This window comes from Paenibacillus sp. J31R34 (assembly GCF_059383715.1).
Genome location: NZ_JBXENU010000002.1, coordinates 158,644 through 174,288 on the forward strand (window position 1 = coordinate 158,644; position 15,645 = coordinate 174,288).

Below are 15,645 nucleotides of genomic sequence, written 5' to 3' on the forward strand. Positions count from 1 at the left end.
TTTCTCTTGGTTTTTCTCTCTTGCTCTCTATTTCTCCTCTCTTTTCAGCTCTTTTCCTCCCTCTTTTCAGCCCTCGTCTATCCTTCTCTCTATGATTTTACGAATAGTTCGTTCGTTTGAACGTTGCATCATTTTTAGAAATTGTTGTATTGAGGGCGCTCAAGGCGTCCAGCCGCAGCACATAGTCGTAATGGCGAACGTAATAGCCGGGCTGGCTGTACGATTCAAAGGAAATTTTCGTGCTGTCTCCAAGCCCGCTGACGATGTTGAAGGTCGCATCCTGTTTGAACGCATTCGTTCCGTCATATTGCTGAAGCACAATCTGATTGCTGGCATTACGGCGGAAAAAATAGCCAGGGTAATTCATCGACTCCAGCGATACGGACGACGCGCTCGCAAGTCCCGGCACCACTCGGAACTGCGAATCGGCAGCCGGAGATACACCCGAATCAACGCGTCCAACATAGTTGTTATGACGGATTAGGTAACCAGCAAGAGCGCCCGCTTCAAAGGTGCTGTAGCCCGTCGCCTCCGCAGTCGCTGGGCCAAGCAGGCGAACCTCATGCAGCGTTGGCGTATACCAGTTGCCCGGATTGTTGAACAGCACTGCATTCACCATATTAATTCGCACATATCGCGCCGTAAAATGTACCGCGTCAGTCGTGAAACCGTATGCGGTGTTCGTCGTACGGTCAATCGCTGCGTAGTTCACGCCGTCATTGCTGATTTCGATTTTATATTTGTAATAGCCCTCGGAGCCCTTATACATAAACCACGAAATATCAACCTCAGTAATCGTCTTCGGTGCGCCAAAATCCACCTGCCACCAAGCAGGCCAGCCATTATTTGCCGCCGCCCATGACACTTGGGCATTGCCGTCATTGCCATTTGCTGCGCTGCTTCCGGAGGCGATGCTGCTGGCGGTCGCGGTTTTGCCCAGCGCATGGTTGACTTGCGACGGCAACGTGACCGCACCAGTTCCTGCATCAATGCCCCATGAGCTATACCAATTGAGCGATGCACTATTGCTTGCATCATTCAGCGTAAGCGGCAGCCAGATGAATTTGTGGTCGCTGAGATTGAGCGGATTCCAGCGGTCCGCCATATAGATGTAGGTGGTGGCGGCACTGCCCGTCACGGTCATAATATTTTCAATCTGCGAGCTGTAAGCCGCCGGATCGCCGAAGGGCGAGATCGCAGACCATGTGCCGTTCATCGCCGAGGCTGTGGAATAGCCGCCTTGGTTCGGATACCAGCCCGAAGCCTGCGAGGTGAACAAATAATACGAATTGTTTTTCTTCACAACAGCGGGGGCTTCGCGGTAACCGTTCTCATAAATCCAGCCGACAAAGCTGCTCACGCCGGTATAATCGGCATTCAGCTTAAAAATCGCCATCGTATCGTTGGCGCCGCCATTTTTCCTCGAAGCGGTAATAAGGTAGGCACTGCCGTCGGTATCGGCAAACACCGTCATATCCCGGGACTCGTAGTTCAGCGGCCGGAAGCTGCCTTGATACGTAAATGCCCCATCCGGTGTAGAGCTCGTCGCTACTGCAACGCGGGCGAGCGAATAATCGCTGCCATTTTCATAATGCATCCAGAGCACATATTTGCCCGTTGCGGCATTATAGATGACCTTCGGGCGCTCGATCTTGCTCGTATTCAGCTCCGCTGCCGAGGTTTTGGTCAGCACGCTGCTGCGGAAGGTCCAATTTTTGAGGTCGCTTGATGTATACACGTTGACGGCATCGAACGTTCCGCCCGTCGCATGCTCGCCATACCAATAGTAGGTGGAACCGACTTTTAAAATGTTGCCGCTGTTCGCAAGAATCGGGTTGCCTGCGGTGTCCTTCCAATCCGTCCCGTTTACAATACTTACGCTGGCAGCGTTAGCGCGGCCCGCCGGAATCGCTCCGGCAGCAATTGAAAGCAGTAGAGTAAGCAGCAAAACAGCGATCACACTTCTTTTTCCCATAATCACCATGCTTGAACTCCTCCTTTATAATGATGCGACGCCTGGTTAATATCAGCAACGCACACCCCTTATATTAGCATTTATGTAAGCGATTTCAATTGAACAATCCGGCGAATGGTGAACGATCTGGACTTCGACGGAAGATGAGTTATTTATCAGAAATTTGCTATTCAAACTCGTTTATTGTAACATTTTATTAGTTTGAGAGATTGCTAGCTTTGCTGCCTATTTTTATATATTTATACATTCAGGAGATGATCTAGATTAGTTACGCTGCTGCATTTGCAATGTCATTCTTTATTGTGCTGCTGCTTATTCCTCCGCTTCGCAAGCTCGCTTTCCGCATCGATTTTGTGGACAAGCCCCGCAAGGATGTCGAACGCAAAATACATAAAGAGCCGATTCCACTCACGGCGAGCTATGCTATTTTTGTCGGCTTTATGGCTACGTATTTAGTATTTGTAGATGAAATTACAATGAAAACAGTCGCTATTATTATAAGCTCGATCTTGCTGCTCATTATTGGCACGATTGACGATTGGTACAAGACGCATGGCAAGGATTTTCCGTCATTGCCGAAGATGCTCGTTCAAGTGTCGGCGGCGGCAATCGTATTTTTCGCTGGTGTATCATTCGAGGGCTTCTACAATCCGCTCAGCGGTGAGTTCGTCAATCTGCCTTATGCCTTGCAATTCGTATTGACGATTTTATGGATTTTCGGCGTAACGACCGTCATTAACTTCTCCGATGGCATGGACGGCTTGGCGGGCGGCCTTTCTACAATTTCAGCTGTGACGCTGTTTATTGTGGCCCTTACCAAGGGGCAAAGCGATTCCGCGATGCTGGCTATTATTTTGATTGGGGCTGCAATTGCGTACTTGCGCTACAACAAGCCTCCGGCCAAAATATTTATGGGCGACGCTGGCGCGACGTTCCTCGGCTTTATGCTTGGAGTCATTGCACTTGACGGTGCCTTCAAGCAGGCAACTGTGCTGTCGATTTTCATTCCGATTTTGGCGCTTGGCGTGCCGATCTTCGATAACATTTTCGTCGTAATCAAGCGTATGATTCAAGGCAAGCCCATTTACCAAGCGGATGCGACACAGGTTCATTACCGCCTGCTGCATTCCGGCCTCAAACCCGGACAAGTGCTGTCGTTTCTGTTTCTCATCAGCGTTTGCTTCTCGCTATTTTCGATTATTTTACTTATGATTCCGGTATAGAGCATGTATTGCAAAAAAACCTCTCCCATGTGGCAGAGGTTTTTTTGCATGGGAGGACTGCCTTAGTCGATGTGAATAGTTGATGTCAGTTCAGGCGCTCCATTACGCGGTGCAGCAGCACGCTGACTTCCGCACGCACTGCATGGTCGCCTGGAGCAAAAAGCTTGTCCGTCCGTCCTTGCAGCAGCTCACGCTCGTACAAATACGCAATATCCTGCTCCGCCCAGTGGCCGCTAATATCGCTAAACGGATGTACACCAGATGAAGCATTTTCTTGTGCACCTGCTGGCTCGGCCGGGTCGAGCGCCTTGAGCTGCCGCGACAGCACAGCGGCAATTTCCGCTCGCGTAATCGGCTGATTCGGCAGAAAGGCGCTGCCTTGCGGCCGCTCTACACCTTGCAGCAGGCCATTTGCCGCCGCTGTCTCCACATAGTCGTATGACCAATCGCTTTTGCGCACATCGGTAAAAGCGGGGATGGCTTGCTGCTTCATATCCAGCTCGAACGCAAGTACAGCGGCCTTCGCGAACTCTGCCCGCGTCATTAGGCGCCCCGGCTCAAAAGTGCCAGCTGCCGTCCCTTGCATCACCTGCGCAAGCGCCAGCTCCCCGACAGCTGCCGAAGCCCATTTCAGCTTCGCAACCGCCTCATAATCCTTGAATTGCTTGAGGCGCTGCTCCACCGTCAACTGTGCTGCCGCTTTCGCAGGCGCTTGGCCGACGACCTTCGTCGCGCCGTCCTTGACTGATTCTGCGCCAATGCTGACGAACGGCTCATTTACTCGATGCTGAATATTCAGTCCCGGATTATCCGGCAAAATAATGATCGACTTCGCCAAGCTGAAGGACGCGGCTCCATCCTTCTCTGCCTTGAAGGTCAGGCTGCCCAGCTTTCCGTAGCCAGAAAATAATGCCGGGCCCCGCTGGGCTGTCGCCTCGGCAATTTGAATAAGGCCTGCTGCGGCATCAAGCTTGTTCAGCAGCTGCATGGGACTCGCCGAAGCTGCAAACACCGCTGGCCGCAGCAGCGCCCCCGCCTCTTTTTCAACTACAGGCGCTATTCGCTTTGAATCGTATTTCATATGTACCTCATAGCCTTGAACTCCGCCGTAGCTCCCTTTAAAGCCTTGCAGCCATACGGCGACCTCGAACACGTCGCCAATCTTCACCTGACCCGCAGAAGGGACAATACGAATTTGCGGCAGCTTGTCTGCTTCCGCCTTCTCGGCTCCCGATGCCGCTGCTGTACCAAGCCAAACAGTGACCAGTAGGCTTACCCCCATTAATGACAACCATTTTGAATGCTGACTCCCTCTCATATTCATCTCTCCTGTCTTCGACTTCTTGCTCCCTATGCCTCATCCTGAAAATAAGGAGGGGAGCCATTCGCGCTCCCCTTCCATTTTTCACGACCGTTTAATGATCAATCTCTTGCCGCTTACAGCTTGAAGTTGCCTAAAACGAAGGAAATATCGAGCAGGTCAACCGCGTTATCCCGATTAATGTCAGCTGCGCTTGCCGGTGCATTGGCCCAGCTTGTACTCCGTGACTTGCCGAACTGCTTGGCGACAAGCTGGAGATCGGCCAGATCGATTTTACCGTCGCTATTCACATCGCCCGCCTGAAGCGGTCCGACATTAAGCGTCGTATCGTCGTCAGCCACCGTCACCGAAGACGCCGAAGCCACATGCCCTGGCACGACTACACGCACGGTGTAAGTACCCGCTGGAACAAGCAGCGTATAGCTTCCATCCGCCTTCACTTCACCAACAGCTGCAACCTCCTTGCTTGCTGTAACCGCCTCTACGACAACTTTGTGCACACCATCGGCACCTTGGTACCACGTCTCGCTATAATTCACACTGCTTCCGAGAGCTTCCGCCGTTATTTTGCCTGTAATTCGATGCTCCGGCTCGGTAGGACCCGGCGTCACCGTCACAGAAACGTCGCTCACACTGCTATAAGCAATTTCTTGCGTATCGCTGTTCAATGCCCGAACATTGGACAGTTTAAAATCTCGTTTTCCGGCGCTACCGCTGGAAAAATGGAATGTTGCCAGCGTCCCGGAGCCGCTATAGCCGCTGTGATCCCCGGTCAACGATACGACATAGTCGCTCCTCGCAACGCCGCTCCCGAGATCGACAACCGTCTCATTTACGATAAGCGATCCGCCAGGATTGACCTGCTGCTGATACGTGGACAGCGTAACGCTTGGCGCAACTGTGCCTTTCACGAGCCCGCTGTCATATGTCAAGCTGAACTGCGCCGCATATAAGCCCTTTACATGCTCAAAATTCACATCAATATCAAAGGTTTCACCCGTGCGCACACTGGACTTTGAAGCAACAGCTGCCAATGTGGCAGGCTGCTCATTCACACTCTCATAGTTGACAACAAAGGCTGGCTCAATGACGCCATTATCGGCGGCATCATACACATACACGTCAAACGCGTTGCTTCCTTGAACAATTGGCACCGAAATCTCGAAGCGCCCGTCTGCTGCAATCGTCGCATCATACTGCTGCAAATCGCCCTTTGCATCCTCAGCTATGGCTGCAGCACCAACTGCCGAATAATCGCCGAACAACGTAATAAGGCGGTCACTAATAATTCGTCCGCTAATCACACCGTCATTGCCTGTAACCGCAATTGGCGGGTCAGCCAGTTCCGCAAGCGGAGCCTGCACATCCAAGACAAATTCGGCAAGCTGGTCAAGCAAAAAATCTTCTGCCCCAAACCCGATCCAAGGCACGACGACATAATGTCCTTCACCAAGCTGCTGAGGGCCAAGAGCCGTCAATATTTCCCCGTCCCAGCCTTCAACGATGTAGCTGCCCGGTGTCATGCCTTGCGCACTTTCCACAATGGCCCCTTTCCAGGACAAATTACTTCCCGAAACCGCATAAACATCCAGTGAAAAATACGGCAGCGTAGCATTTACGCGGAACTTAAGGTCGGTCGTATCCGCTGCACCATCACCATTTGGCGAAAAGAGGAACGGTTCAAGCGTGATTTCCGATACTTTTGCCGGAAGCTCCACGTCGCCTACATAGACAGCCAGTGGAAGCTGTATAGTCTGTCCTCCACCTTGAATGACGACTTCGCCCTCGTAACGGCCATCCTCCGCTGCTTCAGCTACCTGCAGCGCTACATCGAAGGAAGCCGTGCCGCCTGCCGCCAACGCGAACGATTCTTCGCTAACGCTTAGCTCACCCGCTGCCTCGCCATACCATATTGTCGATACCGCATAAGAGCTGGCCGCGCCAGAAATATCCTTTACTTTGATCGTTTTCGCCGACTCATCCCCTGGAGCCTGTGCTCCGAAAGATAAGCTGCCCGTCAAATAAGACGTAGCGGCAGCTCCTGCTACTGCAACTGTCGTTTCCTCCACAAGCGCTATCGCTTTTGCATGAGAGATTTGCTCCAAGTCAATCCGTCCTGCCCCTTGATCCATATGCGAATAACGCTCGCCGCTGCGATCTGCCAGCTTCTTCGCATTGTTCATCAGCAGCCCTTTTACCTCAAATGGAGTAAGTCCTCTCTCCTTTTGAAGCAGCAGAGCAGCAGCGCCTGCAATATGCGGACTCGCCATGCTCGTGCCTTGCTTATTTTCATAAGCATCCGAATAATCGCCGCCATAAGCAGGTACGGATGAACGAATAGCTACACCCGGCGCCGTTATATCCGGCTTAATAGCCAGACCCGGCAGTGATGGACCGCGCGAGCTGAAATCACCCATCATATCCTGCTCTACTGTTGTACCAAAGTCGATCGCATACCCGCCAGCTCCAGCAGCCGCGTCAACCTTCGCTTTCAAAGCAAGCCCATCCTCCTGAGAAATGCTAAGCGTAGGGACATAATCGACTCCCGCATTCAGCGTTCCACTGAAGCCTCCTGTCGCATTGTTATAAATAATGACAGCCGCAGCTCCGGCATTTAAGGCATTCAGCGCCTTTTCGCCAAAGGTAATGGAGCCACGTGAAATGAGCGCTGCTTTACCCGTTACATCTTTGCCAATGAAATCCGCCGCTGTTCCTAGGCCCGCATATACAAGCTCCAGAGCATTATTTTCCAGATTGCCAAGCTCAGGGGAGTAGGTCATATAGCCACCATAGACGGTGTCTACTCCGCTTCCTGTCAGCACAGGCACAGAAAGTGGCGGCGAAGAAGCTCCGACGGAAATCGCCAGCTCCGCTGTAGCCGGAACACCTACCGTATAAGGCTCTGGTCCATCGTTGCCGTTCGCCGCAACCGCCACAACGCCTGCCAGCATCACATTATTCAGCGCGACGGCGCTAGCCTCGAACTGATCATTAAAGTCATCGCCCAGCGAAAGGTTAATGATATCCATACCGTCGATAACCGATCGTTCCATCGCGGCAATGACGTTTTCCGTCGAACCTCTGCCTTTCGGCCCCAGTACGCGGTAAGCATAAATATCTGCACCATATGCGACGCCTTTTACCCATCCGCTTTCGCCATCCGGGTTTTCCGGATCTCCGCGCCCTGCTACGGTACCAGCCACATGCGTGCCATGGGAGGTTGCCACCTCGGCATCATTCGGATCGGGAAGCGTCTCGTACGGATCATTGTCGTTGTCGACAAAATCATAGCCACCCTTATAAGCATCCTTCAAGCTTGGATGGAGATAGTCAATACCGCTATCGATAACCCCAACCTTAATGCCTTCCCCCGTTAGGCCGCTGTCCCAATAAACAGGGGTACCGATAAATGGAACACTCTCGTCCATTTTAGCCTCCACGCTTGGCTGCGGATCTATAATAATTTCCGAATTCGGATAGATCGCCTTCACGCCAGGCAGCGCAAGCAGCTTGTCCACCTGATTTGCCGGAACCTGTACCGAGTAGCCATTGAAAATTTGCTGGTACTGGCGCCCAAGCTTCACATTCAGCTTCCTCGCAGCAGCAGCAAAGCTGGATTGCTCCTGCTTCACAATCGTCTGATAGCCGGCAATCGACTTGGCCTGACCTTGCTGTGCCTTGACGCTCTGCACGGCGATTGGATCGGATACCAGCTCAACGATGACGCTAATCGTCTTGCCGCTGTCCGAATGCGGCACGTAGTTTTGCGGCGTAAGGAGTAGTGGTGTTGTTCCCTCTGCCGCAGAGCCTGCCGCTTCCACCTTGAAGCGCTGCTCTCCCTGCGCGCCAAGCAGCCCCGCCGACTCCTTCTTGCCGGCTGAATCAACCTGCTCATAAGCCGATTTCGGCAGCTTCAGCTGCTCTGACAATATGGAGGATTTAAGGCTTTGCGACGCTGCTTCCGCTCCCATAGCCCCTGCTGGAAATAATAAGGTGAGCAAAAGCGACATGACGATTAGAATAGATAATTGCTTATTGCGACTTGTTTTGCGTTTATACCATTGCTGCATGAAATCCCTCCTATTTTTCATTGCCCTCTACTAAAACCGCCACCTTGCCTCCTTTCTATCAAATATCACAAATTACCTTTTAACCCATAAATATGTATTTCTAAGCTCGCTAAAATCTATTGTAAAGGATCATTTACGAGAAAATTGTAGAACCGTCTGATTATTGAAAATATTTTGGAGCACGACAAAAAATCTGGCAAACGCCGTAAAGCAGCGCCTGCCAGATTGTCTATGAATCTATGAATGAATTGTCGTTATCCGCCAGCTTTCGTCAAATTCGGCAAGGATCAGCTTTAAATCATGATTTCGCTTTTGTCGCAGCACGCACGATAGGCGCGACCTTCCCAGCTAATAGCTCGATGCTTTCGGCAACTTTGGCATAAGGAATGCCGCCAATATCGAGCTGGGCAAGAAAACGCTGATGCCCGAACAGCTCATGCTGGCGAATTATTTTCTCAGCTATTTCCTCTGGACTCCCGACAAACAAGGCCTGATCGGGCGCCGTCATTTCGGCGAACTCCTCCTGCGTAATACGGAAGTCGCTGCCGCGCTGGCGGTTCATATGCGACCAATAATTCGTGTAATAGGGGAAATATTCTGCACGAGCCTTCTGGCTATCCTTCGCGATATAGCCGTGACCAGTGACGCCAACCTGCAAGCTCGCTGCATCGAAGCCCGACGCCACTCCCGTTTCACGATAAATATCGACGAGCGGCTTGAACCTGTCTGGTGAACCGCCAAGAATCGCCATTATCATGCCGAGGCCAATTTCCCCTGCGCGCACAGCGCTCTGCGGCGAACCGCCAACGCCAACCCATACCGGAATTTGTGGCTGAATCGGACGCGGAGCAATCGCAGCGGCCCGAAGGGCAGGGCGATGCTTGCCCTGCCAGGTTACTGTATCCTGGCGGCTCAGCTCGCCGAACAGCTCCAGATTTTCGCTAAACAGCTCATCATAATCGCTCAATTCATAGCCAAACAGCGGGAACGATTCGACGAATGCTCCGCGTCCCGCAATAATTTCCGCACGCCCATCAGATAATAAATCCAGCGTCGCATAGTCTTCAAATAAGCGTACCGGATCAACCGTACTGAGCACGGTAGTTGCACTCGTCAGCTTGATTCGCTTCGTTTCCCGGGCAATAGCTGCCAGCATAACTGGCGTTGCCGAAACGACAAAATCATGGCGATGATGCTCGCCCAGGCCGAAAATGTCGAGCCCTCCTTCATCCGCCAGCTTTGCCGCTGCAATAATGTCCTGAATCCGCTGCTTCGCACTTATCGTTTCCAATGTATGAGGATCAGGCAATATATCGCCTAATGTATAAATGCCAATTTCAATTCCGGTTTGCTGCTCCCCCATTCGCTTCTCCATCGCTGCTTATCCACCAATCGTCAGCAAACTGGAAATGCCAGAAGGATCTGTGACCATCCAGCCATCTGCCTGCTTGCGGAATTGTATTTGCTTTTGCCCCAGTCTAGCCAGCACTTCATCCAACGCTGCTTGATTAGGAAGCACAATCGTGTAGTAGTCCAGACCTGCCGCATTCGCTGGAGCTACTGGTACACCTACGCCTGCCCATGTATTCAGGCCGAGGTGATGATGATAGCCGCCCGCCGAGATGAACAATGCGGACCCGCCCATGTTGAAAATAAGATCAAAGCCTAATGTGTCGCAATAAAACTGCTGGGCTTGCGGCAAATGGCTCACATGCAAATGCACATGCCCAATAACCGTGCCTTCGGGCAGCCCATTCCAAACCTTGCCTTCGGAAACATCCAGCAGACCCTGAATGTCAACGGGATCAGTCGCCATCTTGTAGCCGCCGCCCTCCAGCTTCTCCCATTGCTCGCGGGGGCGATCGCGGTAAATTTCAATGCCATTGTTGTCTGGATCATTGAAATAGAGCGCTTCGCTAACCAAATGGTCGCCCTGTCCAACCGGCACATTATGGTTCGCCAAATTCCGCAAAGCAAGCCCCAGCGCTTCACGGCTCGGCAATAAAATCGCAAAATGATACAGTCCCGCCGCAGCACGCTCCGGCAGCACAACCGCACCCTGCTGCTCCTGCAATATGAGCAGCGGACGCTTGCCGTCAGCCGTCAGCTGCACTTCGTTCCCGCTTCGGGAAAGCTCCTTAAAGCCCACAACCGCTTTATAAAAAAGGAGCGAGCGCTCCATATTACTTACTTTAAGCTTCACATATCCAATATGTGCAGCTGGATGAATGGAAATAGTCATTGTCCATCGCCTCTTTATCTGATATATTTGTTATAAGAATATATGTTTTATATGAGAAATATTATCATGTGAATGCTGGCAAGTCAATAAAACATTTGCTACTATGGATGAAGCTTAATGCCACATACACAGGCTCAACCGCCACAGCTTAACGACAACGGTTAAGAGGCAACCAATGTTTCAGGAGGTACTCATGGATATTGGCAATACCATTCGCTCAATTCGCAAGAAGAAACAACTCTCTATCCAGCAGGTTGCGGAGCTTACCGGACTATCACAAGGGTTCCTAAGCCAAGTAGAAAATAACAAAACATCGCCATCCATATCTACGCTCGATCATATTGCCGGAGCCCTGAACGTTCCGCTCGCCTTCCTGCTGCTCAAAAAGGATGAGCGGATGCAGATTTTGCGCAAGGATGAGCGTCGGCACACTTTGTACGGCGGCGGGAAGATGAAGGTCGAGCAGCTCAGCGAGCGCGGCAGCGTCAAAATGATGCTGGTCGAGCTTGAGCCCGGCGCCTCGACGGCAGAGGAGCATGCCCATGCGGGGGAAGAAATTCACTTCCTTCTCTCCGGCACGATCTATGTAGAGCAGGGAGACGAATCGGCAACCATCTACGCAGGCGATTCCTTTAGCTGGAAAGCCTGCATGCCCCACTATGCCAAAAATATTGGCGAGGATAAAGCCATTGTGCTCATTTCCATTAATAACGATACACAATTGGTTTAGCCCATAACGCTAATCCGGATCAAAGCAGCGTTCTCTCAGGAGAGCGCTGCTTTTTTTGGCTTTCTGCCAGCAGCCCCTTTTTGCCCATCCTATTCAATCAGCAGAATAAAAAATGCCGCTGTCGGTAAATATATCCTTAACTTATTCGGATTTAACCACTCTTATAATTCAAGGAGAATGACGATGGTTGACATAATGGATAACCGGCTGATGCCTTTCAGCACCGAGCTAGCAGCCAATATCGAAATTCTCAACACGATTTATTATGATTCCGTTGATATTAAAAGCCGGACCTTTCCGATCGCTGGGAAAACCGAGGCTTTTCTTTTGTTTATCGATGGCATGGTAAACGAAACGCTCATCGACCTGCATGTTCTTGCTCCGCTGCTGCAAACCCGAACCGAAGCGTCTGAGCTTGATTTTGCCTATATCCGCTCCGTCGTATCGACGAGCCAGCTTTCCATCGCCACATCCTTTAACGAGCTTCTTCATTATATTTCGACCGGTAGCGCTGCCCTGCTCGTTAATCATCTGCCATTTGGCATCGTCATTAATATATCCGGCTGGCAGCAGCGCGGTATCGAGGAGCCGGCAGCAGAATCGATTATTCGCGGTCCGCGCGAAGGCTTTACCGAGACGATGAGCGTCAACACCTCCATGCTGCGGCGCAAAATTAAAGATGCTGCCCTAAAGCTGAGCTCTGTACAGGTTGGGCGCTATACAAAGACGGAAGTCGTCATCGCCCATATTGATGGCATTGCCAATCATTCGCTTGTTGAAGAAGTCCGACAACGCATTGAGAAAATCGACATTGATGGGGTATTGGAAAGCGGCTATATCGAAGCCTTAATTGAGGACCATCCGTATTCGCCCTTCCCGCAAATTCAGGTAACCGAGCGTCCTGATGTGGTCAGCGCCTCGCTGCTGGAGGGAAAGATAGGCATCATGGTAGATGGTACGCCCTTTTGCCTGATTGCGCCGACGACCTTCATGTCTATGCTGCAATCGCCAGAGGATTACTACCAGCGCTTTATGATCAGCACCTTCATCCGCTGGCTGCGCTTTCTGTTCCTCTTCATTTCGCTGCTGCTGCCCTCCCTTTATGTCGCGGTGCTGACGTTCCATCAGGAAATGGTGCCAACTTCGCTGCTGCTCAGCATTGCCAAGTCTCGGGAAGACATCCCCTTCCCCGCGCTGATTGAGGCGCTGCTGATGGAGGTTTCCTTCGAGGCGCTGCGGGAAGCCGGCGTTCGCCTGCCCAAGCAGGTAGGCTCCGCCGTCAGCATCGTCGGCGCACTCGTTATTGGACAAGCCGCGACCTCTGCCGGACTCGTCTCCTCGCCAATGGTCATGGTCGTGGCAATTACAGGCATCGCGTCGTTCCTGCTGCCGCAATACAGCGCTGGCATCGCCATACGCGTATTGCGTTTCCCGATTATGTTTCTGGCGGGCATGTTTGGCCTGCTCGGCTTGATGCTTGGCGTCATCGCCATCATTATCCATTTATGCTCCATCCGCTCGCTTGGAGTGCCCTACTTGCAGCCGCTTGCGCCAATGAAATGGAGTGAAATGCTCGATACATTCATGCGCGCTCCGATTTGGAGCAACCGCAAAAGACCAAGCTTTACTGGACGTAAAAATGAAATAAGGCAGCCCCCTTACAATCGTCCCGAACAAGGAGAAGGTGAGGCTTCCTCATGATCCAGATGCTGCGTTCAATTCTGTTTTCACTATTAGCTCTATTGCTTTGTCTTGTACTCGGCGGATGCTGGGATCGCAAGGAAATTAATGATTTGGCGCTCGTAACTGGGGTAGCGATCGATAAGAAGGACGATAAGCTCATTGAGGTGAGCGTGCAAATTTTCATTCCCCAAGGCTCTCCGCAAGGAGTACAAGCTGCTGGCGAAGCTTCAGGCGGAACCGGGACCACCTTCGTTCAATCGGCTCATGGTGAAAATATTGCTGATGCGTTGTCCCAACTCCAACAACGCTTTTCTCGCAAAATCTTTTGGGGCCATGCCGAGGTATTCATCTTTGGCGAGGACAAGGTCAAGCAAGGCGTGAAGGAGGATATGGACTTTCTGATGCGGGATTCAGAGCCGCGTGAGCGGGCGTTTGTGTTCGTCAGCAAAGGAAAAGCAAAAAAAGTTTTGGAGCGTCATTCGATTTTGGAGCGGAATACGTCGGAGGTGCTGCGCGAAATGGCGAACAATAGGACGAGCATCACGTCATCGATGGCTCATTTGTCCGAAATGCTGGAGGATGACAGCAAAACCGCCTTGCTGCCTTGGGTAGAGCTGCTGCCGCCGCCGAATAAAGACGATCCTACGCGCAGCATCGGTTACATAAACGGGACTGCCATTTTACATAATGGCAAGCTGGTAGGTGTCGCTGACAACCGGGTGACGCGCGGCATTTTGTGGATTATTAATGCAATGGACAATGCCATCATTACGATCCAGCCCGAGGGCGCTAGCGGTACGGTCTCTGTTCAACTGCTGCGCAACCGCTCATCTATGAAGCCGCGCTTCCGTGACGGCAAATGGGAAATGACGATTCACGTCTCCTGCAAAAATCAGCTGCTGCAAAATACATCGGACATCAATTTGACCGAGAGCAGCGAAAGCCTTCAAAAAATCGAAGACCAGCTAGAGCGCAATATTGAAGAGCGCATAAACCTGGCTGTTGCCAAAGCTAAAAAAAGCTATAAGGCGGACATTTTCAACTTTGCAGGAGCGTTCCATCGCGCTTATCCACGTGTATGGAAGCAAAATCAAAAGGATTGGGATGCGATTTTCCCAGAAATAAAGGTAATTGTAAAAGCTAAAGCAGAAATTTTGCGCCCGGGCATGTTCAATACCCAAGAATCCAAGTAGGAAGGAGGAAGCCAAATGATTAAGGAGAAAATCAACGGCAATCAAATTTTCTGGATGATTTCCACGATGCAGATCGGCATGACCATTTTGCTGACCATCAATCCTTCCATTGCGGTTGCCAAGCAGGATGCATGGTTATCGATTGCCATCTCTACGCTGTTTTCCATGGGCCTTGCCTATGTGCTGTCACGCATCAGTATCATGTATCCTGGCGATTCTCTAGTCACCTATGCGCCGAAAATATTGGGCAAGTTCCTTGGTCACACGATCATTTTGTTGTATTTCATTTATTGGTATACGGTGCTTGCCATTATTTTACGGCAGTATGCCGATTTCATGATTGGCACCATTTTGCCGCTCACGCCCGTCCTAGTACCGATTATTGGCATGCTCCTTGTGGCAGCCTATGTTTCCTTTGCTGGAATTGAGGTGCTTGCAAGGTGCAGCGAGGTATTTGGCCCTTTAGTGCTGCTTGGCATTATGGTGCCGCTTCTGCTGAATATTTCGCAAATAAAAATAAACCATTTACTGCCGTTTATGGTCGACGGCAGCCCGCTCGTGCTGCTCAAGGGCGCGCTGCCTTCCGCTTCCTTTCTTGGTGATAACATTATGCTGATGATGATTCTCCCCTTCCTTTCGAAGCCGCGCGAGGGGACAAAAAGCGCTGTGCTCGGCTCCGTAGTAGCAGGAGTATTTACGTTGTTTTCCGCAATGGAGTGCATCGCCATCTTCGGCTACTCAACAGCTGCTCGGCAGACCTATCCGTTTCTCAATTTGGTTCGCTTCATTTCCTTCGGCTTTTTGCAAAATCTTGATGCCATCGTCGTCGCCATCTGGATTATGGGCATTTTCATTAAAGTATCGCTGTATTTGTTCGTTGCCTCTTACGGCAGCGCCCAGTGGTTCGGTGTGAAGCGCTGGCGAACTTTCATCTTTATCGCTGCCCCCGTCGCGCTTGTACTCGCGATGCTGCCGCGCAACTTTGTTGACAGCTCCATCCTTTATCCTAAGCTCGTCGCTGTACCGATTAATTTGCCCTTCCATTTTATTTTTCTGCCGCTGCTGCTGTGGATTGTCGGTAAGATTCGCAGTAAAAATAAAAAGAAAAGCAAGCCTGACAGGCTTTAAACCGGCAGCCGCAGTGCTGAAAAAGCAAAAGCCCGCAGCCGGAGCACCTGTTGCCAGATGTTCGGACTGCGGGCAGCTTA

The 15,645-nt window shown here is 51.4% G+C and carries 10 protein-coding genes; 5 read left to right on the forward strand and 5 right to left on the reverse strand.

Going from position 1 to position 15,645, the window contains the following annotated elements:
- Positions 1-97: 97 nt before the first annotated feature.
- Complete coding sequence (locus AC50YG_RS06265; RefSeq protein ID WP_494826343.1) at positions 98-1,975, reverse strand: AbfB domain-containing protein; 1,878 nt, start codon at positions 1,973-1,975, stop codon at positions 98-100.
- A gap of 287 nt (positions 1,976-2,262) precedes the next feature.
- Between AC50YG_RS06265 and AC50YG_RS06270 the strand changes: the two genes are divergently transcribed.
- Positions 2,263-3,198: an MraY family glycosyltransferase gene (locus AC50YG_RS06270; protein WP_341281318.1), complete on the forward strand. Its 936-nt coding sequence runs from the start codon at positions 2,263-2,265 to the stop codon at positions 3,196-3,198.
- An 85-nt stretch (positions 3,199-3,283) separates the two neighbouring features.
- Here AC50YG_RS06270 and AC50YG_RS06275 read toward each other — a convergent pair whose 3' ends face one another.
- The 4 genes from AC50YG_RS06275 to AC50YG_RS06290 form a co-directional block, all read right to left on the reverse strand.
- Positions 3,284-4,516, reverse strand: coding sequence for an S-layer homology domain-containing protein (locus AC50YG_RS06275; protein ID WP_494825517.1), 1,233 nt, complete (start codon positions 4,514-4,516; stop codon positions 3,284-3,286).
- A 119-nt stretch (positions 4,517-4,635) separates the two neighbouring features.
- Positions 4,636-8,589 (reverse strand): S8 family serine peptidase, encoded by a 3,954-nt coding sequence (locus AC50YG_RS06280; RefSeq protein ID WP_494825519.1) that lies wholly within the window; start codon positions 8,587-8,589, stop codon positions 4,636-4,638.
- 298 nt (positions 8,590-8,887) lie between these two features.
- Complete coding sequence (locus AC50YG_RS06285) at positions 8,888-9,964, reverse strand: LLM class flavin-dependent oxidoreductase (protein ID WP_494825521.1); 1,077 nt, start codon at positions 9,962-9,964, stop codon at positions 8,888-8,890.
- Positions 9,965-9,970: 6 nt separating this feature from the next.
- Positions 9,971-10,831: a VOC family protein gene (locus AC50YG_RS06290; protein WP_494825523.1), complete on the reverse strand. Its 861-nt coding sequence runs from the start codon at positions 10,829-10,831 to the stop codon at positions 9,971-9,973.
- 193 nt (positions 10,832-11,024) lie between these two features.
- On the opposite strand from AC50YG_RS06290, the gene AC50YG_RS06295 reads away from it, so the two are divergent.
- From AC50YG_RS06295 to AC50YG_RS06310, 4 genes are all read left to right on the forward strand, one after another.
- A complete protein-coding gene (locus AC50YG_RS06295) occupies positions 11,025-11,561 on the forward strand; it encodes a helix-turn-helix domain-containing protein (RefSeq protein ID WP_341281313.1) in 537 nt (178 codons plus the stop codon).
- A gap of 183 nt (positions 11,562-11,744) precedes the next feature.
- Positions 11,745-13,262 carry a spore germination protein gene (locus tag AC50YG_RS06300; protein WP_494825525.1) on the forward strand — a complete coding sequence of 506 codons (1,518 nt, stop codon included), beginning with the start codon at positions 11,745-11,747 and terminating at the stop codon, positions 13,260-13,262.
- A complete protein-coding gene (locus AC50YG_RS06305; protein WP_494825527.1) occupies positions 13,259-14,437 on the forward strand; it encodes a Ger(x)C family spore germination protein in 1,179 nt (392 codons plus the stop codon). Before AC50YG_RS06300 ends, AC50YG_RS06305 begins: the two co-directional genes overlap by 4 nt.
- Before the next feature lie 15 nt (positions 14,438-14,452).
- The gene (locus tag AC50YG_RS06310; protein WP_494825529.1) at positions 14,453-15,565 is read left to right on the forward strand and encodes a GerAB/ArcD/ProY family transporter; all 1,113 of its coding nucleotides are present in this window, start codon (positions 14,453-14,455) and stop codon (positions 15,563-15,565) included.
- Positions 15,566-15,645 lie beyond the last annotated feature (80 nt).

Bases quoted from the DNA above. Each gene is read 5' to 3' on its own strand.
- AC50YG_RS06265 (WP_494826343.1), bottom strand. From the start codon at position 1,975: ATGGGAAAAAGAAGTGTGATCGCTGTTTTGCTGCTTACTCTACTGCTT.
- AC50YG_RS06270 (WP_341281318.1), top strand. From the start codon at position 2,263: ATGTCATTCTTTATTGTGCTGCTGCTTATTCCTCCGCTTCGCAAGCTC.
- AC50YG_RS06275 (WP_494825517.1), bottom strand. From the start codon at position 4,516: ATGAGAGGGAGTCAGCATTCAAAATGGTTGTCATTAATGGGGGTAAGC.
- AC50YG_RS06280 (WP_494825519.1), bottom strand. From the start codon at position 8,589: ATGCAGCAATGGTATAAACGCAAAACAAGTCGCAATAAGCAATTATCT.
- AC50YG_RS06285 (WP_494825521.1), bottom strand. From the start codon at position 9,964: ATGGAGAAGCGAATGGGGGAGCAGCAAACCGGAATTGAAATTGGCATT.
- AC50YG_RS06290 (WP_494825523.1), bottom strand. From the start codon at position 10,831: ATGACTATTTCCATTCATCCAGCTGCACATATTGGATATGTGAAGCTT.
- AC50YG_RS06295 (WP_341281313.1), top strand. From the start codon at position 11,025: ATGGATATTGGCAATACCATTCGCTCAATTCGCAAGAAGAAACAACTC.
- AC50YG_RS06300 (WP_494825525.1), top strand. From the start codon at position 11,745: ATGGTTGACATAATGGATAACCGGCTGATGCCTTTCAGCACCGAGCTA.
- AC50YG_RS06305 (WP_494825527.1), top strand. From the start codon at position 13,259: ATGATCCAGATGCTGCGTTCAATTCTGTTTTCACTATTAGCTCTATTG.
- AC50YG_RS06310 (WP_494825529.1), top strand. From the start codon at position 14,453: ATGATTAAGGAGAAAATCAACGGCAATCAAATTTTCTGGATGATTTCC.